27 protein-coding genes are annotated in these 26,761 nt (G+C 58.3%); all 27 read left to right on the top strand.

The features are described 5' to 3' along the window. The first annotated feature begins 23 nt into the window (after positions 1-23). The 27 genes from rplO (at position 24) to C8265_RS05170 (ending at position 26,660) form a co-directional block, all read left to right on the top strand. Positions 24-485 (top strand): 50S ribosomal protein L15, encoded by a 462-nt coding sequence (gene rplO / locus C8265_RS05295; protein ID WP_108482921.1) that lies wholly within the window; start codon positions 24-26, stop codon positions 483-485. A gap of 106 nt (positions 486-591) precedes the next feature. Further along, positions 592-1,950, top strand: a complete 1,359-nt coding sequence (gene secY / locus C8265_RS05290) for a preprotein translocase subunit SecY (RefSeq protein WP_108482920.1) — start codon at positions 592-594, stop codon at positions 1,948-1,950. Next, on the top strand, positions 1,947-2,594 hold the full coding sequence (locus C8265_RS05285) for an adenylate kinase (protein ID WP_108482919.1): 648 nt from the start codon (positions 1,947-1,949) through the stop codon (positions 2,592-2,594). Before secY ends, C8265_RS05285 begins: the two co-directional genes overlap by 4 nt. Positions 2,595-2,872: 278 nt before the next feature. Further along, positions 2,873-3,241, top strand: a complete 369-nt coding sequence (rpsM, locus tag C8265_RS05280) for a 30S ribosomal protein S13 (RefSeq protein WP_108482918.1) — start codon at positions 2,873-2,875, stop codon at positions 3,239-3,241. 12 nt (positions 3,242-3,253) lie between these two features. Next, entirely contained in the window at positions 3,254-3,640 is a 387-nt protein-coding gene (gene rpsK / locus C8265_RS05275) for a 30S ribosomal protein S11 (RefSeq protein WP_108482917.1), read from the top strand. Positions 3,641-3,755: 115 nt separating this feature from the next. Continuing rightward, entirely contained in the window at positions 3,756-4,772 is a 1,017-nt protein-coding gene (locus C8265_RS05270; protein WP_108482916.1) for a DNA-directed RNA polymerase subunit alpha, read from the top strand. 143 nt (positions 4,773-4,915) lie between these two features. Then, positions 4,916-5,329, top strand: a complete 414-nt coding sequence (gene rplQ, locus C8265_RS05265) for a 50S ribosomal protein L17 (protein WP_108482915.1) — start codon at positions 4,916-4,918, stop codon at positions 5,327-5,329. A 564-nt stretch (positions 5,330-5,893) separates the two neighbouring features. Further along, complete coding sequence (locus tag C8265_RS05260) at positions 5,894-6,502, top strand: IS1595 family transposase (RefSeq protein ID WP_108482914.1); 609 nt, start codon at positions 5,894-5,896, stop codon at positions 6,500-6,502. Between the two features lie 106 nt (positions 6,503-6,608). Next, positions 6,609-6,920, top strand: coding sequence for a hypothetical protein (locus C8265_RS19300; RefSeq protein ID WP_126623144.1), 312 nt, complete (start codon positions 6,609-6,611; stop codon positions 6,918-6,920). 173 nt (positions 6,921-7,093) lie between these two features. Further along, entirely contained in the window at positions 7,094-7,705 is a 612-nt protein-coding gene (locus C8265_RS05255) for an autoinducer binding domain-containing protein (protein ID WP_108482995.1), read from the top strand. Positions 7,706-7,782: 77 nt separating this feature from the next. Next, positions 7,783-8,373, top strand: a complete 591-nt coding sequence (locus C8265_RS05250) for an acyl-homoserine-lactone synthase (RefSeq protein ID WP_108482994.1) — start codon at positions 7,783-7,785, stop codon at positions 8,371-8,373. A gap of 158 nt (positions 8,374-8,531) precedes the next feature. Then, positions 8,532-9,836: a replication-associated recombination protein A gene (locus C8265_RS05245; protein ID WP_108482913.1), complete on the top strand. Its 1,305-nt coding sequence runs from the start codon at positions 8,532-8,534 to the stop codon at positions 9,834-9,836. A 31-nt stretch (positions 9,837-9,867) separates the two neighbouring features. Next, positions 9,868-10,245 (top strand): fluoride efflux transporter CrcB, encoded by a 378-nt coding sequence (gene crcB / locus C8265_RS05240; RefSeq protein ID WP_108482912.1) that lies wholly within the window; start codon positions 9,868-9,870, stop codon positions 10,243-10,245. Further along, a complete protein-coding gene (locus C8265_RS05235; protein ID WP_108482911.1) occupies positions 10,242-11,285 on the top strand; it encodes an RluA family pseudouridine synthase in 1,044 nt (347 codons plus the stop codon). The genes crcB and C8265_RS05235 overlap by 4 nt, the downstream gene beginning before the upstream one ends. Beyond that, the gene (locus C8265_RS05230; protein ID WP_108482910.1) at positions 11,285-11,995 is read left to right on the top strand and encodes an ATP12 family chaperone protein; all 711 of its coding nucleotides are present in this window, start codon (positions 11,285-11,287) and stop codon (positions 11,993-11,995) included. Before C8265_RS05235 ends, C8265_RS05230 begins: the two co-directional genes overlap by 1 nt. A gap of 223 nt (positions 11,996-12,218) precedes the next feature. Further along, positions 12,219-13,238: an amino acid ABC transporter substrate-binding protein gene (locus C8265_RS05225; RefSeq protein ID WP_108482909.1), complete on the top strand. Its 1,020-nt coding sequence runs from the start codon at positions 12,219-12,221 to the stop codon at positions 13,236-13,238. 128 nt (positions 13,239-13,366) lie between these two features. After that, a complete protein-coding gene (locus C8265_RS05220; RefSeq protein ID WP_108482908.1) occupies positions 13,367-14,581 on the top strand; it encodes an amino acid ABC transporter permease in 1,215 nt (404 codons plus the stop codon). Between the two features lies 1 nt (position 14,582). Beyond that, positions 14,583-15,881, top strand: coding sequence for an amino acid ABC transporter permease (locus C8265_RS05215; RefSeq protein WP_108482907.1), 1,299 nt, complete (start codon positions 14,583-14,585; stop codon positions 15,879-15,881). 15 nt (positions 15,882-15,896) lie between these two features. Next, positions 15,897-16,682: an amino acid ABC transporter ATP-binding protein gene (locus tag C8265_RS05210; RefSeq protein WP_276308492.1), complete on the top strand. Its 786-nt coding sequence runs from the start codon at positions 15,897-15,899 to the stop codon at positions 16,680-16,682. A 624-nt stretch (positions 16,683-17,306) separates the two neighbouring features. After that, complete coding sequence (locus C8265_RS05205) at positions 17,307-19,091, top strand: AfsR/SARP family transcriptional regulator (protein ID WP_108482906.1); 1,785 nt, start codon at positions 17,307-17,309, stop codon at positions 19,089-19,091. 21 nt (positions 19,092-19,112) lie between these two features. Then, positions 19,113-20,105, top strand: coding sequence for a phosphatase PAP2 family protein (locus tag C8265_RS19430; RefSeq protein WP_108482905.1), 993 nt, complete (start codon positions 19,113-19,115; stop codon positions 20,103-20,105). A 7-nt stretch (positions 20,106-20,112) separates the two neighbouring features. Continuing rightward, positions 20,113-21,594, top strand: coding sequence for a S8 family serine peptidase (locus C8265_RS05195; RefSeq protein ID WP_164512272.1), 1,482 nt, complete (start codon positions 20,113-20,115; stop codon positions 21,592-21,594). Positions 21,595-21,741: 147 nt separating this feature from the next. Continuing rightward, entirely contained in the window at positions 21,742-22,833 is a 1,092-nt protein-coding gene (locus tag C8265_RS05190) for a Hint domain-containing protein (protein ID WP_240610982.1), read from the top strand. Between the two features lie 168 nt (positions 22,834-23,001). After that, complete coding sequence (gene rpsD, locus C8265_RS05185) at positions 23,002-23,622, top strand: 30S ribosomal protein S4 (protein ID WP_108482902.1); 621 nt, start codon at positions 23,002-23,004, stop codon at positions 23,620-23,622. A gap of 214 nt (positions 23,623-23,836) precedes the next feature. Continuing rightward, positions 23,837-24,925, top strand: a complete 1,089-nt coding sequence (hisC, locus tag C8265_RS05180) for a histidinol-phosphate transaminase (protein WP_108482901.1) — start codon at positions 23,837-23,839, stop codon at positions 24,923-24,925. After that, a complete protein-coding gene (locus tag C8265_RS05175; protein ID WP_108482900.1) occupies positions 24,922-25,842 on the top strand; it encodes a prephenate/arogenate dehydrogenase family protein in 921 nt (306 codons plus the stop codon). Before hisC ends, C8265_RS05175 begins: the two co-directional genes overlap by 4 nt. Next, a complete protein-coding gene (locus C8265_RS05170) occupies positions 25,839-26,660 on the top strand; it encodes an extensin-like domain-containing protein (RefSeq protein WP_108482899.1) in 822 nt (273 codons plus the stop codon). The genes C8265_RS05175 and C8265_RS05170 overlap by 4 nt, the downstream gene beginning before the upstream one ends. Positions 26,661-26,761: the final 101 nt, after the last annotated feature.

Below are 26,761 nucleotides of genomic sequence, written 5' to 3'. Positions count from 1 at the left end.
GTCCGGCATAAGGAGTAAGCGACATGAAATTGAATGAACTTCACGACAATCCAGGCGCGACCAAAAAGCGCAAGCGCGTTGGCCGTGGTGCCGGTTCGGGCATGGGTAAAACCGGTGGCCGGGGCATCAAGGGGCAAAAGTCTCGTTCGGGCGTTGCGATCAAGGGTTTTGAAGGCGGCCAAATGCCGCTTTACCAGCGTCTTCCCAAGCGTGGCTTCAACAAGCCGAATCGCAAGGAATTCGCAGTGATCAACCTGGGCATGATCCAGAAATTCGTTGATCTGGGCAAACTGGGCAACGAAATCACCGAAACCGAATTGGTTGATTCGGGTGTTGTGCGCCGCAAGTTGGACGGCATTCGCGTGTTGGCCAAGGGTGAGATCACCAGCGCGGTGAAGATCACTGTCACCGGCGCCAGCAAATCCGCCATTGAGGCGGTCGAGAAGGCAGGCGGCAGCCTCACAGTGGCGACAGCCGCTGAATAAGAGGTTGTGAGCGGCGCGCGCGCCGCTTACATCTGCCCCAACGTTTTCCTAACGCCGCGTGAACCGGGAAACCGATCCGCGGCGTTCTGCATGAAAGAGATCCCTTATGGCATCAGCAGCCGAGCAAATGGCCGCGAACATGAGCTGGGGCGCCTTTGGTAAGGCGACCGAGCTGCGCGCCCGCATCCTGTTTACCCTTGGTCTTCTTATCGTTTACCGTATCGGCACTTATATTCCGGTGCCCGGTATCGACGGGGCCGAGTTGCGGCAATTCATGGACGCGGCAAGCGCCGGTTTGGGCGGCATGCTGAACATGTTCACCGGCGGTGCGATTTCGCGGATGGGTGTTTTCGCCCTGGGGATCATGCCATATATTTCGGCGTCGATCATCATTCAGTTGATGACAGCCATGGTGCCCAAGCTTGAGCAGCTCAAAAAAGAAGGCGAGCAGGGGCGCAAGAAGATCAACCAGTACACCCGCTATGGCACGGTGTTCCTGGCGACATTTCAGGCGTATGGCCTGGCGCGCAGCCTTGAGGCGGGCGGGCTTGTCACCGATCCGGGCCTGTTCTTTCAGGCGTCCTGTGTGATCACCCTTGTCGGGGGCACGATGTTTTTGATGTGGCTTGGCGAACAGATCACCCAGCGTGGGATCGGCAACGGTATTTCGCTGATCATCTTTGTTGGCATCATTGCCGAAGTGCCGGCCGCATTGGCGCAGTTCTTTGCCTCGGGGCGCAGCGGCGCGATCAGCCCGATTGTGATTGTCGGGGTCATCCTGATGATCGTTGGCGTCATTGCCTTTGTGGTGTTCATGGAACGCGCGCTGCGCAAGATCCACATCCAATATCCCCGTCGTCAGGTGGGTATGAAGGTTTATGACGGTGGCTCGTCGCACCTGCCGGTCAAGGTGAACCCGGCTGGCGTGATTCCGGCCATCTTTGCCAGTTCGCTGTTGCTGTTGCCCACAACGCTGGCGACGTTCAGCGGTGAGCAGACCGGGCCTGTGATGTCGACAATCCTGGCCTATTTCGGTCCGGGCCAGCCGCTGTACTTCCTGTTCTTCACCAGCATGATCGTGTTCTTCACGTATTTCTACACAGCCAACGTGGCGTTCAAAACCGAGGATGTGGCAGAGAACCTGCAAAACCAAAACGGGTTCATTCCCGGCATCCGCCCCGGCAAAAAGACCGAAGAATACCTTGATTATGTCGTGGCGCGGCTTTTGGTACTGGGGTCGGCTTATCTGGCGGCGGTGTGTCTTTTGCCCGAAATCCTGCGCAGTGAATTGGCGATTCCGTTCTACTTTGGGGGAACTTCGGTTTTGATCGTCGTCAGCGTGACGATGGATACGATCCAACAGGTTCAATCCCACCTGCTGGCCCATCAATACGAGGGGCTGATCGAAAAATCGCAACTGCGCGGCAAAAAGCGTGGTGGTAAAAAAGGGACAAGCAGACGATGAATATCATCCTTTTAGGCCCCCCGGGGGCGGGCAAGGGCACGCAGGCGCGTCGTCTGGTCGATGAGCGTAACATGATCCAACTTTCCACCGGTGACATGCTGCGCGAGGCCCGCACGTCGGGTACGGAAATGGGCCAGGTTGTTGCCGATGTGATGGATCGCGGCGGTCTGGTGACAGATGAAATCGTGATCGGCCTGATCGAAGAAAAGCTGGAGCAGGATCACGGCGGCGGATTCATCTTTGACGGGTTCCCGCGCACATTGCGCCAAGCGGATGCGTTGGGTGAGTTGTTGGCAAAGCACGGCACCACGTTGGACGCGGTGATCGAGATGCAAGTCGACGACAGCGCGTTGGTGGCGCGGATCGTGGCCCGCTCGACCTGCGGTGCCTGTGGCGAAGTCTATAATGATCTGACCAAACCGCAGCCGACAGATGGAAAATGCTCCAAGTGTGGTGCATCTGATTTCAAACGCCGGGCGGATGACAACGAAGAGTCATTGCGCAATCGTCTTATGGAATATTACAAGAAAACATCTCCGCTGATCGGCTATTACTATGCCAAGGGCGAGTTGAAGTCGATTGATGGTCTGGGCGAGATTGATGCCATTGCCGGACAGATCCGCGACATTCTGGATAAGAAATGAGGTTTCGGGTGGCCGGCCGTTTTACCAATATTCCGGGCAGGCGTCAGCCGGTTGATACCGGAAACAGAGCTTTGGCCGCGTTAATCGGTTAGGGGGCTTGACCCTCGGGCGATTCGCGACTAAAGCGCCACATCCCCTGTGGGAATGGTAAGATCGGGTTTTCAACCAAATTTTACGGATTATAGAAATTATGCAGTCCGGGGCGGATTACGTCTCGGGCTTGCGTTGTGAAAAAAGGGCCTGGGATCACGGGTCCGCAACGAAAAAGGAAATACCACGTGGCACGTATTGCCGGCGTAAATATCCCGACTGCAAAGCGGGTTCCAATCGCCCTGACCTATATCACCGGAATTGGCCCAAGCTCGGCCAAATCCATTTGCGAAGCCGTGAACATCGATTTTTCCCGCCGGGTCAATGAATTGTCCGACGCCGAAATCCTTTCGATTCGCGAACATATCGATGCCAACTTCACCGTCGAAGGCGACCTGCGCCGCGAAACCCAGATGAACATCAAGCGTTTGATGGATCTTGGGTGCTATCGTGGTCTGCGTCACCGCCGGAACCTGCCTGTGCGCGGCCAGCGGACCCATACCAATGCGCGCACGCGCAAAGGCCCCGCAAAAGCCATTGCTGGCAAGAAGAAGTAAGGAGCACCCGATATGGCACGTGAACGTCGCGTTAAAAAGAAGGTCTCCAAGAACATCGCCGCTGGCGTTGCTCATGTGAATTCCTCATTCAACAACACCAAGATCCTGATTTCCGATGTACAGGGCAACGCCATTTCATGGTCGTCTGCCGGTACCTGCGGGTTCAAGGGATCGCGGAAATCCACCCCCTACGCCGCACAGATGGCCGCAGAAGATGCAGCCAAGAAGGCACAAGAACACGGTGTGCGCACTTTGGAAGTCGAAGTGCAGGGCCCCGGTTCTGGCCGTGAAAGTGCGCTGCGCGCTTTGGCCGCCGTTGGTCTGAACATCACCTCGATCCGTGATGTGACGCCGATGGCTCACAACGGGTGTCGCCCGCCCAAACGCCGCCGGGTCTGATTTAATATCGAAACACGTGCAGGTCATGGTTCCCCGTGGCCTGCGCGCGTCATTTTTACCTCGGGTTGTCTGTTGCCGGGGACATGGGCCGCAGACGTGAATTGAGGAGATACGCATGATCCATAAAAATTGGGCAGAACTGATCAAGCCATCGCAACTGGTTGTAAAGCCAGGCAATGATCGCCAGCGGCAGGCGACTGTCATCGCAGAACCGCTTGAGCGTGGTTTTGGTCTGACTCTCGGCAATGCCCTGCGTCGCATTTTGATGAGCTCGCTGCAAGGGGCCGCAATCACCAGCGTACAGATCGACAACGTGTTGCACGAGTTTTCGTCGATTGCCGGTGTGCGCGAAGATGTGACCGACATCGTGCTGAACCTGAAAGGCGTCGCCATCCGCATGGAAGTGGAAGGCCCCAAGCGCGTTACGATTTCGGCCCGTGGCCCACAGATTGTGACCGCAGGCGATATTTCCGAGTCGGCCGGCATCGAGGTTTTGAACAAGGACCACGTGATCTGTCACTTGGACGACGGCGCCGATCTGTTCATGGAACTGACCGTGAATACCGGCAAAGGCTATGTTTCCGCCGACAAGAACCGCCCCGAGGATGCGCCCATCGGCCTGATGCCGATTGATGCGATCTATTCGCCGGTCAAAAAGGTGTCATACGATGTTCAGCCCACCCGTGAGGGGCAAGTGCTGGATTATGACAAACTGACCCTGAAACTGGAAACCGACGGATCGGTGACGCCCGATGATGCCGTGGCCTATGCGGCGCGGATCCTTCAGGATCAGCTGAGCATTTTCGTGAACTTTGATGAGCCGGAATCGGCCCGTACAGACAGCGATGATGACGGTCTGGAATTCAACCCGCTGCTTCTCAAGAAGGTGGACGAGTTGGAATTGTCAGTGCGTTCGGCCAACTGCCTGAAGAACGACAATATCGTGTATATTGGCGATCTGATCCAGAAAACCGAGGCGGAAATGCTGCGCACCCCCAACTTTGGTCGCAAATCCTTGAACGAAATCAAGGAAGTGTTGTCAGGGATGGGCTTGCATCTGGGCATGGACGTTGAAGAATGGCCGCCAGAAAACATCGAAGATCTGGCAAAAAAGTTCGAAGATCAATTCTGATGTGTCTGGCGGGGTAGACCCGCCAGATATCACGATGGGTGTGGCACCTGACTTCGCCACACCCCAAGGAGAGGGTTCCGCCACGCATGGGGCCCCAGACAAAGTAAAATCGCCCGTAGAGGGCCTTTATCGGAGTAAGACACATGCGCCACGCACGAGGCTATCGCCGCCTGAACCGCACCCACGAACACCGCAAAGCGTTGTTTTCCAACATGTCCGGTTCGCTGATCGAACATGAACAAATCAAAACCACTCTGCCCAAGGCGAAAGAGCTGAAGCGGATCATCGACAAGTTGATCACGCTGGGCAAGCGCGGCGATTTGCACGCCCGCCGTCAGGCCGCTTCGCAGTTGAAGCAAGACAAGGATGTTGCAAAACTGTTTGAGGTTCTTGGTCCGCGTTATGCCGAGCGTCAGGGCGGATATTGCCGGGTTCTCAAGGCTGGATTTCGCTACGGTGACATGGCGCCAATGGCGATCATCGAACTGGTCGATCGCGACCCCGATGCCAAAGGCGCCGCAGACCGCGCCAGGTTGGAAGCAGAAGACGCCGAATGATAGATTAGAAAAAACCCCGCTTTTGCGGGGTTTTTTTTGGCCATGTAGCTAAATCGTGTTGGGCCCTTCTCGCTGAGAAAAGTCGGCCAATATGACCTTTCGAGCAACTCTCGGAGGACAAATGGCCAAAGCGAACCCCGCGCAAGTAAATCAGCACCTGTTTCGATCTCTGCTTTGATCAACTGCTGCAGCTGAATGCGAACCAGATCAAAGATTTGCTTTCGAGCACGATGGATGTCCGTCGGGCACGTGCATCTTTGTCCGAAATAGAAGGGCGAGCTGAGAGAGACAGCACGTGTCCACACTGTGGAAGCTGCCGAAGGCAAAAATGGGAGCAAACCCGAACCGGAGTTCAGCGCTTCCGGTGCAGCGGATGCCTGAAGACCTATACTGGTCTTACTGGAACTACGATTTGCGGCATCCACCGCCATGACCTGTTTCTCGAAGTCGTTCCAGATATGTTTTCCGGCAGGCCACGATCCTGCTGGAAAATGGCATTTTCGCTCGGTAAAACCAAGGACACTATCTGGCGATGGAGAATGTTGATTTTGGAAACTGTAGGCCATGGCCGCTGACACCAAGTTCAGCGGCATCGTTGAAGTCGATGAAACCCACCAGCGTGAAAGCCGCAAGGGATCACGGGAGTGGGTTTTGCATCGCCAAAATCCATCCCTATACCCGCGCCCGCCACGCCATCAATGGTATGCTTATAAAAGCGGACGCGTGAAGATGAAACGAGGACTGTCTCGTTGGCAGCTGCCGCTTCTCACAATCACAGACCGCTCTGGCCGTCGGTTTCTCGAGCGGATCAAAAACAGGAGCATACCTCTCATCGACTCTGCTCTCAGTCCGGTCGTCGCAACGGATGCAGCCCTTTGCACTGACGGTGCAGCGGCATACGCACGCTTTTCAACAAAGAACGGAATGGTGCATCATGTCCTGAGCAACAAGCCGGGCCAGAGGGTCGTTGAAAAGGCCTTCCACATTCAGAATTTGAACTCGCTTCATTCTCGCTACGATGAATTCATGCGCCCGTTCAAAGGTCCAGCGTCGAAATATCTGAAGCTCTATCTTCGCTGGTTCCTATTGCGCTCAAGGCTGAGCTCAGAGGAAGCTTTCAGAAAAGTGCTTTCAAGCAAGCAATTTTGGAACACTTCTCCTTGCTGCCCTTAGGGTTAGAGAGCATTCTGACGTCATGACGGTTCAATACGATACCAGACTGCGAAGATGGGCGATATCACTGGCTGCGGGGCTGTTTTTGATCATTTGGCTTGTTGGCATGACAGGAAGCCTGGCTGCGTCAGCCTGCATCAAAGAACGGAAGAATGCGGAGAAAAAGCTTCGGTATTGCTCCATCAGCCTGTCTTTGTGGATTTCCCCTGGAGATCGAAATGAAAGAACAAGAATTTTCCTTGAACGGGCCGTGGCTCTTATGAAACTCGGACGCATGAATGAGGCGAAGAACGACCTGCGCCGCGCCATGCAGGATGCCAAAGGGGCCGACGATGGTTCTGAGGAAGACATCTTCACAAGACTACAGTTGGAGGGCGCGCAGCGTTTGGATTTTGTGCGATGGATCGAAGGCGATTGATCAACTGGTAGTTTGATCAATTGCTGGCCAACACGAAATAGCGACATGTCTTTTTTTGGCCATTTGATACGGGATTGGCGGTTTCGCCCTGCAGTTGAGACATATTGGTCATTTCGCAGCGTTTGGTTGTAATGTTGTTGATTTCCTGTGTGTTGGCAGTGCAAATAGATCAAATGTTTGAGCAGCGCCTTTTTGATGAAGAACTGAAAAAACTCGATCCCTACGCCGAGGCGGGGTATTTTTTGGCGTTGCACATCCGATTCACATCGCCAGTGATGATGTTTCAAACCTATGATCCGGCCTGGATCAACCATTACACCGAAAATGGGTACGTGTTGCGTGATCCGATGACCGCCTGGTCGTTCAGTGCCACGGGCACGACACGTTGGAGCAATCGGAGAATCCCCGATCCGTTTGGTATTTTCAAAAAGGCCCGGCAGTTCGGTCTGAACTATGGCGCGACAATTTCCCATGGGCCGATTCGGTCGCGCACCGTGTGCAGCATGGCACGGTCGGATCGCGAATTCGAAGATCATGAGATGGCCGAACTTGCCCGGCTGGTGGCGATTCTTCATGATATGAGCGATCCGCGCCAACGTCTGACCAAAGCACAAACCCAGGCGTTGAAATGTATCGCGGATGGGATGCGCCATGCGGCCGCTGCTGAATTTTTAGGCATATCGGAAAGCGCATTAAAGCTCAGATTGGCCGGTGCGCGGGATCGTCTTTTGGCTCGGACAACGGCCGAGGCGATTCAGCGGGCAAAGGAGAATAATCTACTTTAAGGTTGTTACACCTAACGCAGATTCGCCCTTAGATGGAAGACGGGGATGTTCCCAAGATTCTGTTTTGGAGGCTCAAAATGCAGACCACCACTCTTTCCTTTGCCAATATCCACGCTCACGGCGAACTGTTCGCCAACATGTTCCGGGCGCGGCGCGAACTGTTCATCGAACATAACAAATGGGACCTGCCAGAGGCCATGGGCATGGAGTATGATCAATACGACACGCCCGCCAGCCGTTGGGTGGTTGTTCATGATGAACTGGGTCAGGTCATGGCGGGTAACCGCCTGACCCCGACCACGGCGAAATGCGGTATGTATTCTTACATGATCCGCGATGCGCAGCGCGGATTGCTCGACACGATCCCGTCTTGCCTGTTGTATGACGAGGCACCGGTGGGCGAACATGTGTGGGAAAGCAGCCGTTTGTTTGTCGCACACAATGTGCCGGCCAACCGGCGGCGTCTGGTTCATGCGCGGTTGGTCATGGAATTGGCCAAGGCCGCCCGTGACCAAGGCGCGACAAGCTGTCTGACGCTGCTCAACGCCAACTGGCCCCGTTGGGCCAAACGGGTCGGTGTTGACATGACAGCAATGGGCCCGGTGATGGAGATTGAAGGCGTCAACAATCAGGTTGTGTCGATGAACTTTGCCGAACACCTGCACTAACGTTCCATATTTCTGTCGTGCCCGACTTCGTCTGCCACGGATCGGGTAAACACCATTCAGATGGGCGGCCCCTGCCAGGGTCGCCCATTTCCATCACCGGGGCCATAGGGGGTGCATTGCACCTTTCGCGCGCGGGCCCGGGCGCTTAAACTGTGGCCATGGCCGATCTGTTTTCCACACCCGATGTTTCATCAACCGCGCCGCGCCCTTTGGCCGACCGGTTGCGCCCGCGTGCCTTGGCCGAGGTTATCGGACAGGCACAGGTATTGGGCCCCGATGCGCCGTTGGGCGTGATGCTGAGCTCAGGCTCATTATCATCGTTGGTCTTTTGGGGGCCGCCCGGCGTGGGCAAAACCACCATTGCCCGCCTTCTGGCGGATGAAACTGATCTGCATTTCGTCCAGATCAGCGCGATTTTTACTGGCGTGCCCGATCTGCGCAAGGTTTTCGAAGCGGCCAAGATGCGGCGCGCAAACGGCAAGGGAACATTGCTGTTTGTTGATGAGATTCACCGGTTCAACAAGGCGCAGCAGGATGGATTTCTTCCACATATGGAGGATGGCACGATTCTGTTGGTCGGGGCCACAACAGAGAATCCATCATTTGAATTGAATGCCGCGCTTTTGTCTCGGGCACAGGTTTTGGTGTTAGAGCGGTTGTCGGACGATGATCTGGAATTGCTGATTCAGCGGGCCGAGGCGGAATTGGGCCGCGCCTTGCCATTGACGGCCGCCGCGCGCCGCGCCTTGCGTGACATGGCCGATGGCGATGGGCGTGCGGTGCTGAACCTGATCGAACAGATCAGTGCGTGGAAAACCGACACGGCGCTGGACACTGGCGCATTGACCAAACGCCTGATGAAACGGGCGGCGAAATACGACAAGTCTGGCGATGAGCATTACAATCTGATTTCGGCGCTGCATAAATCGGTGCGCGGGTCTGACCCGGACGCCGCGCTGTATTGGTTCGCGCGGATGCTTGAGGGTGGGGAAGACCCCCGGTATCTGGCGCGCCGCATCCTGCGTATGGCGATTGAAGATATCGGGCTTGCCGATCCCGAGGCCCAGCAGTTTTGCCTGACCGCCTGGCAAACCTTTGAAAGGCTGGGCAGCCCCGAGGGTGAATTGGCCCTGGGGCAGGCGGTGACGTATCTGGCGCTGGCGCCGAAATCCAATGCGGGCTATGCCGCCTATAAGGGCGCGCGGGTTGCGGCCAAGAAAACCGGCAGCGCGCCGCCGCCGAAACATATCCTGAACGCGCCGACGTCGTTAATGAAGGATCAGGGGTACGGGGCCGGTTATGCCTATGATCACGACGCCGAAGACGGGTTTTCGGGGCAAAACTATTTCCCCGATGGCATGGCCCGCCCGGCGCTGTATCAGCCCGTAGAACGTGGCTTCGAGCGCGAGCTAAAAAAGCGGCTGGCCTGGTTTGCCAATTTGCGGGCCAAGCGGGGCGGTTGACAATGGGGCAGGGTGGGGCGATGCACCGCCCATGTTGATCTCAGTTTTTCAGGTGGCCGTTGGCGGTTCGATGGGGGCGGTTGCGCGGTATCTGGCCAGCCTTGCTGTGTTGCGCGCGCTTGGTCCCGGGTTTCCCTGGGGCGTGGTGGTGGTAAATATCGTGGGATCGTTTCTGATGGGCGTTTTCGTCATCTGGGCGGCGCAAAAATCAATGACCCATCTCAGCCCGTTCATCATGACCGGGCTGCTCGGCGGGTTCACCACATTTTCGGCGTTTTCACTGGATACGGTGACGCTGATCGAACGGGGACAATTTGGCAGCGCGTCGTTATACGTCGTATTGTCGGTTTCAGGCGCAGTGGGCGCATTGTTTGTCGGCATTCTGGCCGCACGGGGGATATGGGGATGAGCGGTGTTCAAACACTGAACGTAGGTGAAGACGAGGGCGATCAGCGGCTGGACCGCTGGTTTCGCCGCAAATTTCCCCATGTCAGCCAGATCCAGATCGAAAAGATGTGTCGCAAGGGTGAAATCCGGGTCGATTCGGGCCGGGTAAAACCGGCAACACGTCTGGCCGTGGGGCAAATGGTGCGGATTCCGCCCCTGCCCGAAACGCGCGGCCCGGCGGTTGATCGCCCCAATCATGTCAGCAAGGCCGATGCGCAGATGATGAAAGAGGCGGTGATCTGGCAAGACGATCACATCATCGCGTTGAACAAACCCGCCGGTCTGCCGACCCAAGGTGGCAGCAAACAGTTGCGCCATGTCGACGGCTTGTCTGTGGCGTTGCAAGGCACCCATGATGAAAAACCGCGCCTTGTGCACCGGTTGGACAAAGACACATCTGGCGTGTTGCTGTTGGCGCGCACGCGGATGGCGGCCAAGGGCCTGACGGATGCATTGCGCCACCGGGGCACCCGCAAGATTTACTGGGCCGCCGTCGCCGGTGTGCCGCATCCGCGCATGGGGACGGTGAAATATGGTCTGGTCAAGGCCCCCGGCCACGGCGCCAAGGGCGAGGCGGAAAAGATGCTGTGCATTCACCCCGCCGAGGTGGACCGCACCGAAGGGGCCAAGCGCGCCACGACGGATTACGCCGTGCTGTCGGCCCTTGGCGCGCGCGCGTCCTGGTTGGCGTTGGTGCCGGTAACCGGGCGCACACACCAGTTGCGCGCGCATATGGCCGAAATGGGCCACCCGATTGTGGGCGATGGTAAATACGGCGGATCGGGTCAGGAAAACCTGGGCGATGGCTGGGGCGCGCAACTGGGCGGTGACATCAGCCGCAAATTGCACCTGCACGCGCGCAGTCTGACATTTGAACACCCGATCACCGGCGCGGTGATGACGGTAACCGCGCCGTTGCCCGATCACATGGCGCGTACATGGGAGCAGGTCGAGTGGCTGCCGTCGGATGTGCCTGTCGATCCGTTTGAAGAGGAATTGTAATGGCGGAATGGGCGGCAAAACGGTTTTGGAAATCGGCCAGTTGCGTGGCCGAGGGCGGGGGGTATGCGATACACCTTGATGGGCGCCCCGTGCGCACCCCGGCCAAAGCGCAGCTGATCCTGCCCACCCTTGCACTGGCCCAGGCAGTGGCCGCCGAATGGGACGCCCAAAGCGAAAAGATTGATCCGCTGACCATGCCCAACACCCGCAGCGCCAATGCCGCACTGGATAAGGTGGCCCCACAACGCGGCGCGGTCGAAGCGATGATCGCCGATTATGCCGGTACCGATCTGTTGTGTTATCGCGCCACCGGTCCCGAAACCCTGATCGCGCGTCAGACCGAACAGTGGGATCCGATCCTTGATTGGGCGCGCACGGATCTTGGGGCCGATCTGCGCATCACATCCGGGGTCATGCCGATTGCACAGGCGCCGTCTGCCTTGGGTATTTTGACCGGACAAATGGCGGATATGTCGGATTTCACGCTGGTCGGGTTTCACGATCTGGTCAGCCTGTCAGGATCGTTCGTTCTGGCGCTGGCGGTGATCAAGGGCCGGTTGACCCCTGATCAGGCATGGGCCCTGTCGCGCCTTGACGAAGAGTGGCAGGCCCAGCTTTGGGGCCATGATGAGGATGCCACCGCCAAAGCCGCACTAAAAAAGGCCGATTTCGTCCATGCCCACCGATTTGTCAGCTTGGCGAATCGCTGAACGCTTTTTCAAACCGGTTTGAAAACAGGCCTTACCTTGGGTAAGACGACTGGAATTTCATCACTTTCTGTTATGAAACCCTTGACCTTTTGTGACCTCTCGGCAGACACTTGCCCCTGTAATGAGACAGCTTTAACTGTTTCTTACATACTAGATCTCGGTCCAGGGAGGGCCGGATGAACCACTTTTGTTGAGGAAGTGGGACAATCAGGAAGAGGTAAAAATGAAAAAATCTGTATTTCTCGGTGCGTTGACGGTATCCAGCCTGTTGGCTGGTGCTGCTGCCGCAGCGACATTGGACGATGTGAAAGCACGCGGCACATTGAATTGTGGTGTTGTGACCGGCCTGGCCGGGTTCGGCGCGCCCGACGCGAATGGCCGCTGGGAAGGATTTGACGTGTCCTATTGCCGCGCGGTTGCCGCCGCTGTGCTGGGCGATCCCGAAGCTGTTGAATTCATTCCGACCACCGGCAAAACCCGCTTTACCGCATTGGCATCGGGCGAAATCGACGTGTTGGCGCGCAATACCACATGGACCTTCAGCCGCGACACCGATCTGAAATTCGATTTCATTGGCGTAAACTATTACGACGGTCAGGGCTTTCTGGTGCCCAAGGGCCTTGGCGTGACCTCGGCCAAGGATCTGGACGGCGCCACCGTGTGTATCCAGACCGGCACCACGACCGAATTGAACCTGGCCGATTTCTTCCGCGCCAACAACATCAGCTATGAGCCGGTGCCGATCGAAACCAACGCCGAAGCGATCCAGCAGTATCTGGCCGGTGCCTGTGACACCTATACCACCGACGCGTCTGGCCTCGCCGCCACCCGCGCCACCTTCGAGGCCCCCGGCGATCACGTCGTCTTGCCCGAAATCATCTCGAAAGAGCCTCTTGGCCCACTGGTGCGCCACGGTGACAACGAATGGGGCGATATCGCCCGGTGGACATTGAACGCGCTGATCACCGCCGAAGAACTGGGCATCACATCGGCCAATGTGGCTGACATGGCGGGAACGCCCGGCACCAACCCCGAAATCAACCGGCTGTTGGGCACCGAAGGCGAATTGGGCGCGATGATCGGTCTTGAGTCCGATTGGGCGAAAAACGCCATTGCCGCCAGCGGCAACTATGGTGAAATCTTTGAAAAGAACATCGGTGAAAATACACCGATCGGCATTGCGCGCGGTCTGAACGCGCAGTGGACAAATGGCGGCCTGCTGTACGCGCCGCCGTTCCGCTAAGGCCTGATGAAACGGGCGTGGGATAACCTGCGCCCGTTTCACTTTTGGCCCAAACGATAACAGACCCGGGACCAAACGAGCGGCAAAAGCCGCCACCACAGAACCCGGTCAGCCGCAGGGATGGCAAAATGTCCACACTAACCGACCCGCAACAGGGCTCGTTCCGGCTTTCTATGCTGTTGAGCGATACCCGATACCGATCCTATACATTTCAATTCATTGCGCTGGTGGCCCTGATTGTGGCCATGGCGTTTTTAGGTCTGAACCTGGTGCGCAACCTCGCCGCGCAGGGGTTGGATATTTCCTATGATTTCCTCAGTTCGGCGTCGGGCTATGATATCAACCAGCGCCCGATCGAATACGACAGCCAAAGCACGCATTTGCGCGCGGCGGTCGTTGGTATTCTGAACACGCTGATCGTTGCGGTTCTGGCCTGTGTAACGGCGACGATCATCGGTGTGTTCGCCGGGGTGATGCGCCTGTCCAACAATTGGCTCGTGCGGAAGATCATGGCGGTCTATGTCGAGGCGTTTCGCAATGTGCCGGTTCTGATCTGGATCCTGATCATCTTTTCGATCATGACCGTCAGCCTGCCTGCGCCCAGTGCGTTTCGCGGTGAAACCCCCACATCAACCATGTTTCTGGATACGGTCGCCTTTACCAACCGCGGCGTTTATATCCCCGCACCCGTGATGGGGCCGGGGGCCTGGATCGTCATTCTGACGTTTGTTGCTTCGATCCTTGGCATATTCGCGCTGCGAAAGTATGCCATGAAAACCCTGTTTGATACGGGCCGGATCGTGCCAACCTTTTGGCCCAGCGTGGCGTTGTTTTTCTTACCCACACTTTTGGTACACTTCATTCTAGGGCGGCCGATCGGGTTGGAATACCCTGAATTGCGCGGCTTCAACTTTCAGGACGGGATCCAAATTCGCGGCTCGCTGATTGCGCTGTGGTTTGCCTTGGCAATCTATACCGGGGCGTTCATCGCCGAAAACGTGCGCGCCGGAATTCAGGCAATTTCCAAAGGGCAGACAGAAGCGGCCGGCGCCCTGGGTTTGCGCCCCAACCGGATAATGAGTTTGGTGATTTTGCCACAGGCCCTGCGCGTGATCATCCCGCCGCTGGTGTCGCAATATCTGAACATCACCAAAAACTCATCGCTCGCGATTGCGGTGGGATATATGGATGTGACCGGTACTTTGGGGGGTATCACATTGAACCAAACAGGGCGCGCGATTGAATCGGTGCTGTTGCTGATGCTGTTCTATTTGGTGATCAGCCTGTCGATTTCGACGATCATGAACATCTATAACAATTCTGTTAAGCTGAAGGAGCGGTGATATGAGCGATATGCATTCCCACTCCGTCGGCTTTGTGCGTGACAGCGTGATTCCACCCGCCCCGCCCCCGGCTTTGGAATCGGGTATCGTCAAATGGATGCGCACCAACCTGTTTGCAGGGTGGTCAAACACGCTGCTGACGTTGGTGGCGCTTTATGCGCTGTATCTGGTTTTGTCGGTGCTTGTTCCATGGATCACCAATGGCGTCTGGAACGCATCCAACATCCGCGAATGCCGCGAGATCATGCAAGGGTCGGGCGGGGGGTGTTTTGCCGTGATCGCCGACCGGTGGCAGCAGTTGATTTTCGGGTTTCAATACCCCGAAGAATCGTACTGGCGGCCGTCTTTGGCGTTTATCCTGTTGTTCATTGCCGTCGCGCCGCTTTTGTTTTCCAAGATATTTCCCCGCAATCTGCTGATCCTGACAGCGGTCTACCCGTTTTTGGCGTTTTACCTGATCTGGGGCGGATCGATCCTGATCCCGATCATGGCCATGGTCGGGTTTGGTGCCGGTTATCTGGTCTACAGTAAACTTGTCACCAACAGCTTTGCCGCCGGGTTTTTTGGCGGCGTGGCGGCGGCGGTGGTCGTTTGGTATCTGGGCGGGTTCATCACCGGCGCGATGCCCGGTTTTCTGGCGCTTGAGCCGGTGGCAAGCCGCGACATGGGGGGCTTCATGCTCAACATGATCCTGGGGGTGATCTGTGTATCGCTTTCCTTGCCCTTTGGCATCTTGTTGGCCTTGGGGCGGCAAAGCGATCTGCCGGTGGTCAAAGGCATCTGCGTCGTGTTCATCGAATTTGTGCGCGGTGTGCCGTTGATTACCCTGTTGTTTGTGGCGAATGTTGTTCTGGCGTATTTCCTGCCGCCGGGCACGTCGTTTGATTTGATCCTGCGGGTGATCATCATGATCACGCTGTTCGCCTCGGCCTATATTGCCGAGGTGATTCGCGGGGGTCTGGCCGCCCTGCCAAAGGGCCAATATGAGGCGGCGAACAGTCTGGGCTTGGATTACACGCAATCCATGCGCCTGATCATCCTGCCGCAAGCGTTGAAAATCTCGATCCCCGGCATCGTCAACGTGGCGGTGGGCCTGTTCAAGGATACAACCCTTGTTTCGGTCATTTCGATGTTTGATATCGTCGGTCTGATCCGCGGGCCGATCCTGGCCAGCACCGATTGGAACGGCGTCTATTGGGAGCTGTTCGGCTTTGCCGCGCTGCTGTTTTTCATCGTTTGCTATGGCATTTCACAATATTCACAGTGGCTTGAGCGTCAGCTTGCCACCGATCACCGCTAAGAAAGGGACTGGCCCATGACCATGACCGAAACTCCCCCGACGCTCAAGAAACTGCAAGTGTCCGACGAAGTCGCGATTTCGATTGAGAACATGAACAAATGGTACGGCACCTTTCATGTGCTGCGCGATATTGATCTGACCGTGTATCGCGGTGAAAGGATCGTGATTTGCGGCCCGTCCGGTTCGGGCAAATCCACCCTGATCCGCTGTATCAACGCGCTTGAGGAACATCAGGCCGGCAAGATCACCGTGGATGGCACGGTTTTGTCGAGTGATTTGAAAAACATCGATAAAATCCGATCCGAGGTTGGCATGTGCTTTCAGCATTTCAATCTGTTTCCGCATCTGACAATTCTTGAAAATTGCACGCTGGCCCCGATCTGGGTGCGCAAGACGCCCAAGAAAGAGGCCGAAGAAACTGCGATGCATTTTCTGAAAAAGGTAAAGATCCCCGAACAGGCCGATAAATACCCGGGCCAATTGTCGGGCGGGCAACAACAGCGCGTGGCGATTGCCCGCAGCCTGTGCATGCGCCCGCGGATCATGCTGTTTGATGAACCCACATCGGCGCTTGATCCGGAAATGATTGCCGAAGTGTTGGATACCATGATCGAACTGGCCGAAGAGGGCATGACGATGCTGTGCGTGACCCATGAAATGGGATTTGCCCGCAAGGTGGCAAACCGGGTGATTTTCATGGACCAGGGCCAGATCGTGGAACAAAACGAACCCGAAGAGTTTTTCAACAACCCCAAATCGGAACGGACACAATTGTTCCTGAGCCAGATTTTGGGCCACTAAGCGGCCAATTTGACCGGAAATTCATCACAGGCGGTGCCAGATGGCGCCGCCTTTTTCATTTTCGGCTATCGGGGTTAAAAAATATCTCAATATAAACAATGCGTTAAAGTTTTTAGGCGCAATCTTAACCTGTGCTAACGAATCGCTGACGCTGCTGACGTATGGTCAATTCATCGAAAGGACGCAGATACGGAAAGATACTCAGATGGTCGCGGCGGTACGTTCCAAAACCAAATGCCGCTGTCCCCGCCATCGTCTTTCCTTGTGGTTGTTCGAGATCCATGTGGGGCTTGCTGCTTGGCGGTCTGACGTGTGTCTGTTGTGGAGGCGGCTGTGTGTTTTTAGCCCGTTCTTTACGCGGAAAGATCGAAACGTCCAATTTCCTGGGCGATACGGCGTTAAGGCTGGGTTTCGGTACTATGGCTGTCCGTCCTCTGCGGGCGGGCAGCCAAATTGGCAAAGGCGCGGCTTCTGTCTGTCGGTTCCATCCTGTTGTCCCGTACAGTGGTGGGGCCGGTGACCGCACCAACCGCCAAACACAGTTGGCATTCGACCACGGTACTCCCTGCTGGCGTGTTTTTGCGCAGGTCGGATGCCAACTGTTTTTCTCAATCAGTTCCCAACATGGTTGCGCCATCAAGCGCGACTGTTAAGGTTTTCAAAGGCCCGGTTGGAACGCGGGTCCGTGAGAACAAGGATGGGTTGGGCGTTTTGATAACCCAGGATACAACGCCGGGCCGTGGGGGGGCCGGGCATGTGCAGTTGGTCGGCCCTTTGCGGGTGCGGGCGGCCGGTGGCCGTGATTGCACGCCGGGGGGCACATTGCGCAAGGCGATGTTCGCCGTGCTGGCCCTGTCTGAAGGGGGCAGCCGGTCACGGGTTACGTTGCAAGACATGTTCTGGTCGGGCCGTGACCCCAAACAGGCGGGCGGATCATTGCGCACGGCGCTGTCGGTGTTGCGCCGTGAATTGGCCCCGTTGGGCGCGGATGTATTACAAATCGACACCCACACCGTCACGTTGAACTGCGCGCACCTGTCCATTGATGTTGCAAATTATCGCACCGGGGCCAACCCGGCGCCCGATCCCGAAACCGCGCCTGACCTTCTTGAAGGGTTGGATGCCGAAGGCGAAGCGCGCGAAGGGTTCGAAGAGTGGCTGAGGGCGCAGCGGGTTGCATGGTACGATTTCCTGGATGCAGGGGCGCCTGTGGCCGCTGCTGTCCCGTCAACGGCGCCGATCCTGGCGCCGCCTCATCCCGGTCTGGGCCTGCTGTGTGTGGCCGGTGACGGGCTGTCGCCCAACCTTGAACAAGGGTGTGACGCGGTGCTGGATTTTATCGGGGCCGAAGCGCGGGTGATGTGCGGCACTGATATTTACGATTGCCGCGATGGGCTGTCGCGTCGGTTTGGCGATGTGCCAGGGGCCGGCCCCGCGCATCTTTTGCAACTGTTCGTGCGGCCCATGGGGCAGGGGGCGCGCCTGACGCTGAAGGTGATCGAAACCGCCACCCATCGGTTTTTGTGGGATCAACGGCTGGATTGTTCCCACCCCGACATGTTGGATCTGCACCACCCTGCGATGGCTGAATTCATCTCGCGCGCGATCGAGCAATTGGCGACATCAATCCTGCCCCGATCCGATCCGACCCACACTGCGCCCTACGCCCCTTATCAATCGTTGAACATGATGTTCAGCCTCGCGCCCAATACGCTGGAGCGGGCGGGCGACATCTTGCAATCGGCGTGGGCCGAAACCCATGATCCGGTGCATTTGGGGCTGTTGTCCTATCTTGATACGTTTCGGGTTGGCGAAAGCTGGGGTAAAACGGTTGGCAACCGCCCCGAAGCGGCGGAGATTGCGCGCGAAGGGCTGGTTGATGGCGCGTTCAACGGATTGTATCTGACAACGGCAGGCTATGCCCTGTTTTACCTGACCGACAATGTGGAACTGGCCGCCGATCTGATGATCCGCGCGGTTGAGGTGGCCCCGGCACAGGCGCTGGCCTGGGATCACCTTGCGCTGTTCTGGCACACCCAGGGCAACCGATCAAAGGCGCGGTTCGCCGCCGAACGCGCCGTTGCCTTGGGGCGTTTCAGCCCGCTACGCTTTGCCTATGACACCACTTTGTCGATGGTGGCCCATGCCGAGGGTGATTTTGACAGCGCCATCAGCTTTGGCCGCCGCGCGCTGGCGCGCAAACCCGATTTTTCCTCGGCTCTGCGCTATGTCACGGCGGGGCTGGGCCTGTTGGGCCGCACGGATGAGGCCGAAGCGATGGCGCAACGTATTCTGACCCTCGACCCCACCTTCACCGCAGATCGCAAAACCCAAGGGTTGATCAAGATGGCCGACCACGAAGCTGGAGAGGCATTGCAAAAGGGGCTGCTGCTGGCCGGATTGAAATAAGATAACAAAAGGGAGAGAGAGATGACGGGACCGGGTGGATTTGACCTGTCGATCTTGCAGGATTGGGCGCTGAGCGTTCGGGCCGACACGATCGAATTGCGCGCCACGCCAGAGGACGGCGAAGTTGCATTGCAACCAATGCAACAAGGTGATGGGCCGGAGGGGCCGACACAGATGATGGCATCGCTATCGGTTAGTGCGGCGATGGCGGGCCTGTCGTTTCAGGGGGTGCTGAACCGTGGTAACCGCGGCAACAGGGGCAATCGTGGAAATCGGGGCAACCGCGGAAATCGTGGGAACCGTGGCAATCGCGGCAACAGAGGAAACCGTGGCAATCGCGGCAACCGGGGCAATGGCGATGGCGGCGCATATTTCCAAATCCTGTCACCATGGGAAGAGCGCGAAAAGCTGCATGATTTGCGCGCCCATTGGGTGAACCTGCCGGTTTCGGCCCCGCCCACCCGCAATGATCTGCGCGCCGAACTGCCGGTGTTGCTGGATCTGCAAACCCGGCTGGGCTGCGAGGCCGAGGCCGGGCGGCGCGATGAAATCCTGTTGGAGCGGGATCTGGAATTGTCCAGCTACCTTGCCCCGCTGGGCATCAACGGGGGCAGCGGTTTTGACGAAACCATGCGCCTGATGGTGGTGGTCGCACAGATCTGTGAAGAAGTTGGCATGCGGTACAAAGACCGCTGGATGGCGATCCGCCCCAATATGTTGGAACCCGCCCTGCGCCCGTTCATCGAAAACCCGGCCCATGCGTCATATCCCAGCAACCATGCGTTTCAGTCCATGGCCATTGCCCAGGTATTCGCGCGCGCCGTGCCCGAACACCCCGGCAACCCCGAATTGTTCCGCCGCGCCATGCGCATTGCCCACAACCGCGAATGGGCGGGCGTGCATTTTCGCGCCGATACATTGGCCGGGTTTCAATTGGCGCAACTGTTTCTGCCTACATTAGAACAGGTGGTCGAAGATCAGATGATTCGCACATCCGAAGAATGGAGGGGCTGAGATGGTGATGTCCCTCACACCCCCCGCCGATAGTGAGCCGCGCCATGCCGGCAGCTATCCGTCCTATCACGCGCTTTGGCATCTGGAACGCCTCGGCGTGGTCAGTGATCTGACCCGCTTTGCCAGCCCTGATGCCTGGGGCAAAGTCTCGAGCACCGCACAAAAAACCTGTGTTGCTCTGATCGACACATCGGTTGATCTGGATCACCCCTGTCTGGCCCCGGCGATGGATCGCGCCCGCGCCATTGATTTTGCCGCCCGCGATTTCGGGGCGTTCGCGGTGAAACGCGCCGATCTTTCGGGGGCCGAGGCCCAAGCCCGGTCTGAGGTGATATCGGCAGCGGCGACGGCGGCGCACACGGCCAATGGCATCGCCAAACGTTTTCTGCACGATCTCGGCCGCGCCTATGAAACCCACGACGGGGCGGTTGCGGCCACGGCCCGCGCGTTTAGTGGCCATGGCACCTCCATGGCCGGGCTGATCGGCGCGCGCCCGGCGTCGGGGGTGTATCTGCACAAACCGGCGCGTCTGTCGCCCCACCCCCGCGATGCCGGTGAAACCGAAGTGGCACTGCCCTATGCCGGGATTGATCCATTCTGCGAGATCGTGGCGATTTCCACCAGCGCGATGCCATCGCCCAACCAGATGGCGGCGGCGCTGACCTATGCCGATCTGATCGGGGTCGATGTGATTGTATTGGCGTCGTCTTTGCCTGACCCCACGCGCGCCGGTGTGGGCACGGTGCCCGCCACGCCCCCGGCCACGGGCATGGTGGCGGTCGGCCAAACCGACACCGGGGCGGAATCTGTGCCCTCCACCCCGGCAGAGCGGGCGGAGTGGGACGATCTGCACGATATGTTCATCGACGTGTCGTCGCGGCGTTTGATCCTGTGTGCGGCGGGCAATGCGGGGGATGGCATGCTGGCCTATCCTGCCAATCTGGCCGCGCCGGACAATGGCATTATCGCGGTGGGCGCGCGCACTTCTGATGGTCTGCGCGCGTCGTATTCGGCGGGTGGGGCGGAAGGCGCCGAGGTGACGTTGTTTGCCCTGTCGGGCGATGCGCCCGCGCTGGATGCGGGGCAATACCGGTTGGACCCGTTCGCCGAATTGGACAACGCCGATCAAAAGGCGTTGTTTGATCGGGCCGGGGCCGCGCCAGTGGCGGTTGAAACCCTGATTTCCACCGATGTGGCCGGGCGGCCGGGCTATTCCAGCAGCGAATATGGCCAGGTTTGGCGTGACCCGCCGGGGCCAAACGGCGCGCCGGTGGCGTTTGAATTTGCCAGTTTCTTTTGTGAATTTAGCGGCACATCGGCGGCGACCGCCGTGGCGGCGGGGCTGATTTCACTGGGGTTTTCCGCCGGAACCCTGACCCGCGGCACCGCCCCGTCACAGATCAAGGCATCGCTGATCGACGGGCGGGCCTATGACGGGGCAAAGGGCGAACCGGCCCTGACATGGGGCAATCTGGGCACCGGCACCTGAAGCCACGCGATCGGCCCCTGAAACAGGGGGCCGTTTGTGGCGGGTACGCCACGCTTGCCACTTTATCGCCTTAATTGGCTATCCGGGAAACTAGGCAGTTTGCACCGCGCCTGTTAGCATTCAGATAATAATAAACGAATGGCAGGTATGAGCAGGATGGCGGGCTTCAAAGGCACGTTTGTCATTTCCTGGTCGCAGACAGAAACAGATGGTTTGGTGGCGGCCCCTTTATCCGCCCTTGTCGTTGGTGCGATGTGGCGCTGGCACGGTGCGCCGGTGCGTGTGGATGGCCCAAACGATCTTCTTGTTCTCAGCGGCCCCGATGGTGAACGAAAAATGCGCAACCGCGTCGCGCGGGTTGCACGCAAACTGATGAAATCATCTGGCGTTATCCCCGCTATGGGCGAACCAGAGCCGGAAGAACCGGCATTCGATCAGGTGTTTACCGTCAGCGATGGGCACAGAACCTTTGCGATGACGGCCATTGATATGCCCCATGGGACGCCGCCGCTTTTGCTGTTTCTGGGTGATATCCCGCCGCATACCTGCGATCTTTGGGTGGTTCAGGGGATTCCCGAACCCGCATATCCGCCCCGTACCCAAACCAATCCCGGTGTGATCTGTTTTGCCAAAGGCACCCTGTTGCGCACGTCAAAAGGCGCAAGACGGGTCGAGGATCTGTGCAAAGGCGATCTTGTCGAAACCCGTGACAGCGGCGCACAACCGGTGATCTGGACCGCTCACCGGCGCATCGGCTGGCCACAATTGCACGCCATGCCGGATTTGCGCCCGATCCGTTTGCGCAGCGGCGCGTTGGGTGTGGCACGCCCAACCCCCGATCTGATCGTGTCGCCGCAACACCGCATTCTGGTCTGTGGTGCCATGGCACAGGCGTTGTTCAACACGGACGAGGTGTTGGTGACAGCCGCCGATCTGGTGAATGATCGCACGGTCACGGTCGAACATCTGGCGCGGGCGGTCACGTATTATCATGTCATGCTGCCCGCCCATCATGTGGTGTGGGCCAATGGTCTGGCCTGCGACAGTTTTCATCCCGCCCATGCCCCGCTTGCCGCCATCCCCCCTGAGCAACGGCAAAACCTGTTGGCGCTGAATGCGGATTTTGCCACCGACCCCCAGTGTTTCGGTGATCCCGCGCGCCGCATGCTGACCAAGGCCGAGGCGGCGATTTTATTGCACCGGCCCCAGTGCGCGCCGCGCCATCTGGCGTTTGCATGACAGCCGCCCCTTGACACCACCCTGTCACACAGTATGACCGCCCGGTGCTTTGACACGCAAAGCGCATTTATTGGTGTTGGTGGCCCCCGCAAGGGGATGCCTGTCGGGTTCACCCCAAAGGACAACGCCCTTCCCGCGCACAAGCGCCCCTAAGAAGGAGATCAGACGGTGACCAAACGCACCTCTGCCAAGTACAAGCTGGATCGTCGCATGGGCGAAAACATTTGGGGCCGCCCCAAATCGCCCGTCAACCGCCGTGAATATGGCCCCGGCCAGCACGGTCAGCGCCGCAAGGCAAAAATTTCGGATTTCGGTCTTCAGTTGCGCGCCAAGCAGAAACTGAAAGGCCACTATGGCGATCTGACCGAAAAACAGTTCAAGCGGATCTTTGTTGAAGCCGAGCGTGTCAAAGGCGACACCGGTGAAAACCTGATCGGTTTGCTTGAGCGTCGGTTGGACGCGGTCGTGTACCGTGCCAAATTCGTGGCCACCGTGTTTGCCGCGCGTCAGTTCGTGAACCACGGCCACGTAACCGTGAACGGTCAGCGGGTGAACATCCCCTCGTACCGCGTAAAAGAGGGCGACGTGATCGCCGTGCGCGAAAAATCACGCCAGTTGGCCGTGGTAATGGAGGCCGTGGGCCTGCCCGAGCGTGACGTGCCCGACTATATCGAGGCCGACCACAACAAGATGACCGCGACATTCGTGCGCACCCCCGGTTTGGGCGACGTGCCATTCGCGGTTCAGATGGAACCGAACCTGGTTATCGAATACTACGCCCAGAACTAAGGTTTCCACCTTTGCAATACCGGGCCGCTGCGGGAAACCGCGGCGGCCTTTGCATGTGCGGCAAAGGCCGCAACAATGCCTTTTATCGCTGTCTTGAACTGCGCCAAAACGCCCCGCACACAACAAAATCCCAGGTTTGGGCCACAGAACCGCTTGTGCATGCTGGCATCGCCGTCGCGACCTCGCTAAAAGCACGGGATCAGGGGAGTTTACAATGTCGCATGCCATCTATCCAAAGCCCGGCGTTCTTGAGATCGCCCCTTATGTGGGCGGAGAATCTCAGATTGAGGGCATCCATGATGTCGTCAAGTTATCCAGCAATGAAAACCCCTTTGGCCCGTCCGATGTGGTGAAGGATGCGATCAAAAAGGCCGCGCTGCGGCTGCACCGCTATCCATCGACCGACCACCATGCGCTGCGCAGCGCGATCGCCGATGTCTATAAACTGGACGCCGAGCGGATCATTTGCGGTTGTGGCAGCGATGAGATCATCACCTTCCTGTGCCAGGCCTATGGCGGCCCCGGAACCGAGGTGATTTACACCGAACACGGGTTCAGCATGTACCGGATCAGCGCGCTTGCCGCTGGCAGTGCCCCGATCGAGGTGGACGAACATGAGCGCACCGTCGATGTGGATGCGATTCTTGAGGCGGTGACATTTCGCACGCGTCTGGTGTTTATCGCCAATCCGGCCAACCCGACCGGCACGATGATCGGCAGCAACGAAGTGGCGCGTCTGGCCGCCGAACTGCCCGAACATGTGCTGTTGGTGCTGGATGGGGCCTATGCCGAGTTTGTCGAAGATTACGATGGCGGCGCGCGTCTGGTGGACAAACGCGAAAACGTGATCATGATCCGCACGTTTTCCAAAATTTATGGGCTGGGCGGTTTGCGCATCGGCTGGGCGTATGGCCCGGCCCATGTGATTGACGCCCTGAACCGGGTGCGCGGGCCTTTCAACCTGTCCGATTTGCAGATGGCAGCAGCCGAGGCAGCGGTGCGCGACACCGCCTATGTCGACAAATGCCGCAACGAAAACGCGCGCCTGCGGTCCTGGATGGCCAAGGCATTGGCCGAACTGGGCGTGGCCAGTGATACATCCTGTGCCAATTTCATTCTGGCCCGGTTCCATGACACCGGCGAGGCCGACGCCTGCGAGGCGCATTTGCGCGCCGATGGTTTGCTGGTGCGCAAGGTGGCCGGGTATAAATTGCCCAACTGCCTGCGCATTACCGTGGGCGACGAGGCATCGTGCCGCCGGGTGGTGCATTCAATTGCCGGCTTCAAAGGCCAGGATCTATGACCCGGCTATATAATCGGGTGGCGCTGATTGGACTGGGGCTGATCGCGGGGTCGATGGCGCTGGCGATGAAACGCGCCGGGTTGGCGGGTGAAATCGTGGGCACGGCACGTTCGGCCGAAACCCGGGCGATTGCTGCGGAAATCGGATTGTGCGACCGAATCGTCGACACAAGTGTCGAGGCCGTGAAAGGCGCCGATCTGGTGGTTTTGTGCGTTCCCGTTGGCGCGATGGAGGCCGTGGCCCGCGACATAGCGCCCCACCTGATGCCCGGCTGTACCGTGTCCGATGTCGGGTCGGTCAAGCGTGCGGTGATTGATGCGGTTGGCCCGCATTTGCCGGAGACAACGCATTTCGTACCGGCCCACCCCCTGGCGGGCACCGAACATTCGGGGCCACGCGCAGGCTTTGCCGAACTGTTCGAAAACCGCTGGTGCCTTTTGGTGCCCAGCGAAGGCACGCCCGACGCGCCAATCGCCAATTTGCGCGCCTTGTGGGAAGGAATGGGCGCGAATGTTGATGAAATGGAGGCCGATCACCACGATCTGGTTTTGGCCGTCACCAGCCATACGCCGCACCTGATTGCCTATACGATGGTAGGGGTGGCCGATGATTTGCGCCGGGTGACCGACAGCGAAGTGATCAAATATTCCGCTGCCGGTTTTCGTGATTTCACCCGCATCGCAGCCAGCGATCCGACCATGTGGCGCGATGTGTTTCTAAGCAACAAGGAAGCGACGCTGGAAATCCTTGGCCGGTTCACCGAAGAACTGTTTGCCCTGCAACGGGCCATCCGCACAGGTGACGGCGAGCATTTATTCGACTACTTTACCCGAACGCGGGCGATCCGGCGCAGCATCATCGAAGCTGGCCAAGATACAGAAGCCCCCGATTTTGGACGAGGTTCGAAAAAAACATGACCCGGTTTGGCGCTTTTTTCCTGGCCTTCACTGTTGCCTTTGGTGCAGTGGCCGAAGCAAAAGCGCCCGCCACATCGCCCCGCCCCGAACCGCGTGCGCGCGATGTTGTGACACGCGCCGTGGTCGAACAAATTGTAAGCGACGTGCAAAAATCCCGGGTCACACCGGTGGTGGTGCAGGCCACCCTTGGCGCGCGCATGGCCCGTTCGCCCCGCCCCCCGGCGCGGCCTGAAAACCTGCACCGGCGTGCGGTGGTGACGGCGGTGGGGTTTCGCGCGGTGCCCCCCTCGGTGTCCGGATCGGTCTGTGGTGATCCCGACATTCGCGGTTCCCGCATGTCGCCCATTGCCGGGCGCATTCGCGGATGTGGCGTGGATGCGCCGGTGCGGGTGACATCCGTGGCGGGCCTGGCCTTGTCGAGCGCGGCAACGATGGATTGTGCGACGGCACAGGCATTGAAAACCTGGGTTGACCGGGGCGTGAAGCCTACAATCGGGCGATTGGGCGGCGGGGCGGCGGGATTGCAGGTGGCGGCGCATTATTCGTGTCGCACCCGCAACAACAAACCCGGCGCCAAGGTGTCAGAGCATGGCAAGGGCCGCGCCATCGATATTTCGGCGATCGTTTTGCGCAACGGCGTGTCGATCAGCGTATTGAAGGGCTGGCGCAGTGCGCAGCACCGCAAGATCTTGCATAACCTGCACCGCGCGGCCTGTGGCCCGTTTGGCACCGTACTTGGCCCCAATGCCGACAGATATCATCAGGATCACTTTCACTTTGACACGGCGCGTTACCGCAGCGGATCTTACTGCAGATAGGCGCGGTGGGTTTGGCGGCGGTCGGATTTGGATATTTTTAGCAAGAAAAAGTCAGGCGCGGAGCCAGTTTTCGGCCCATTGAATTTGGCCAAGGTCGATGA

The organism is Oceaniglobus ichthyenteri (assembly GCF_003057885.1).
Lineage (GTDB): Bacteria > Pseudomonadota > Alphaproteobacteria > Rhodobacterales > Rhodobacteraceae > Oceaniglobus > Oceaniglobus ichthyenteri.
This window is presented reverse-complemented; position numbering and strand designations above follow the sequence as displayed.

What these genes read in the sequence shown, in the direction of transcription:
- C8265_RS05255 (WP_108482995.1), top strand. Translation starts at nt 7,094, where the DNA reads ATGTTTGAGCAGCGCCTTTTTGATGAAGAACTGAAAAAACTCGATCCC.
- C8265_RS05245 (WP_108482913.1), top strand. Translation starts at nt 8,532, where the DNA reads ATGGCCGATCTGTTTTCCACACCCGATGTTTCATCAACCGCGCCGCGC.
- secY (WP_108482920.1), top strand. Translation starts at nt 592, where the DNA reads ATGGCATCAGCAGCCGAGCAAATGGCCGCGAACATGAGCTGGGGCGCC.
- rpsK (WP_108482917.1), top strand. Translation starts at nt 3,254, where the DNA reads ATGGCACGTGAACGTCGCGTTAAAAAGAAGGTCTCCAAGAACATCGCC.
- hisC (WP_108482901.1), top strand. Translation starts at nt 23,837, where the DNA reads ATGTCGCATGCCATCTATCCAAAGCCCGGCGTTCTTGAGATCGCCCCT.
- C8265_RS19430 (WP_108482905.1), top strand. Translation starts at nt 19,113, where the DNA reads ATGACGGGACCGGGTGGATTTGACCTGTCGATCTTGCAGGATTGGGCG.
- C8265_RS05195 (WP_164512272.1), top strand. Translation starts at nt 20,113, where the DNA reads ATGTCCCTCACACCCCCCGCCGATAGTGAGCCGCGCCATGCCGGCAGC.
- C8265_RS05285 (WP_108482919.1), top strand. Translation starts at nt 1,947, where the DNA reads ATGAATATCATCCTTTTAGGCCCCCCGGGGGCGGGCAAGGGCACGCAG.
- C8265_RS05220 (WP_108482908.1), top strand. Translation starts at nt 13,367, where the DNA reads ATGTCCACACTAACCGACCCGCAACAGGGCTCGTTCCGGCTTTCTATG.
- C8265_RS05260 (WP_108482914.1), top strand. Translation starts at nt 5,894, where the DNA reads ATGGCCGCTGACACCAAGTTCAGCGGCATCGTTGAAGTCGATGAAACC.
- C8265_RS19300 (WP_126623144.1), top strand. Translation starts at nt 6,609, where the DNA reads ATGACAGGAAGCCTGGCTGCGTCAGCCTGCATCAAAGAACGGAAGAAT.
- C8265_RS05270 (WP_108482916.1), top strand. Translation starts at nt 3,756, where the DNA reads ATGATCCATAAAAATTGGGCAGAACTGATCAAGCCATCGCAACTGGTT.
- C8265_RS05190 (WP_240610982.1), top strand. Translation starts at nt 21,742, where the DNA reads ATGAGCAGGATGGCGGGCTTCAAAGGCACGTTTGTCATTTCCTGGTCG.
- C8265_RS05205 (WP_108482906.1), top strand. Translation starts at nt 17,307, where the DNA reads ATGGTTGCGCCATCAAGCGCGACTGTTAAGGTTTTCAAAGGCCCGGTT.
- C8265_RS05250 (WP_108482994.1), top strand. Translation starts at nt 7,783, where the DNA reads ATGCAGACCACCACTCTTTCCTTTGCCAATATCCACGCTCACGGCGAA.
- C8265_RS05170 (WP_108482899.1), top strand. Translation starts at nt 25,839, where the DNA reads ATGACCCGGTTTGGCGCTTTTTTCCTGGCCTTCACTGTTGCCTTTGGT.
- C8265_RS05230 (WP_108482910.1), top strand. Translation starts at nt 11,285, where the DNA reads ATGGCGGAATGGGCGGCAAAACGGTTTTGGAAATCGGCCAGTTGCGTG.
- C8265_RS05225 (WP_108482909.1), top strand. Translation starts at nt 12,219, where the DNA reads ATGAAAAAATCTGTATTTCTCGGTGCGTTGACGGTATCCAGCCTGTTG.
- rplQ (WP_108482915.1), top strand. Translation starts at nt 4,916, where the DNA reads ATGCGCCACGCACGAGGCTATCGCCGCCTGAACCGCACCCACGAACAC.
- C8265_RS05175 (WP_108482900.1), top strand. Translation starts at nt 24,922, where the DNA reads ATGACCCGGCTATATAATCGGGTGGCGCTGATTGGACTGGGGCTGATC.
- C8265_RS05210 (WP_276308492.1), top strand. Translation starts at nt 15,897, where the DNA reads ATGACCATGACCGAAACTCCCCCGACGCTCAAGAAACTGCAAGTGTCC.
- C8265_RS05235 (WP_108482911.1), top strand. Translation starts at nt 10,242, where the DNA reads ATGAGCGGTGTTCAAACACTGAACGTAGGTGAAGACGAGGGCGATCAG.
- C8265_RS05215 (WP_108482907.1), top strand. Translation starts at nt 14,583, where the DNA reads ATGAGCGATATGCATTCCCACTCCGTCGGCTTTGTGCGTGACAGCGTG.
- crcB (WP_108482912.1), top strand. Translation starts at nt 9,868, where the DNA reads ATGTTGATCTCAGTTTTTCAGGTGGCCGTTGGCGGTTCGATGGGGGCG.
- rplO (WP_108482921.1), top strand. Translation starts at nt 24, where the DNA reads ATGAAATTGAATGAACTTCACGACAATCCAGGCGCGACCAAAAAGCGC.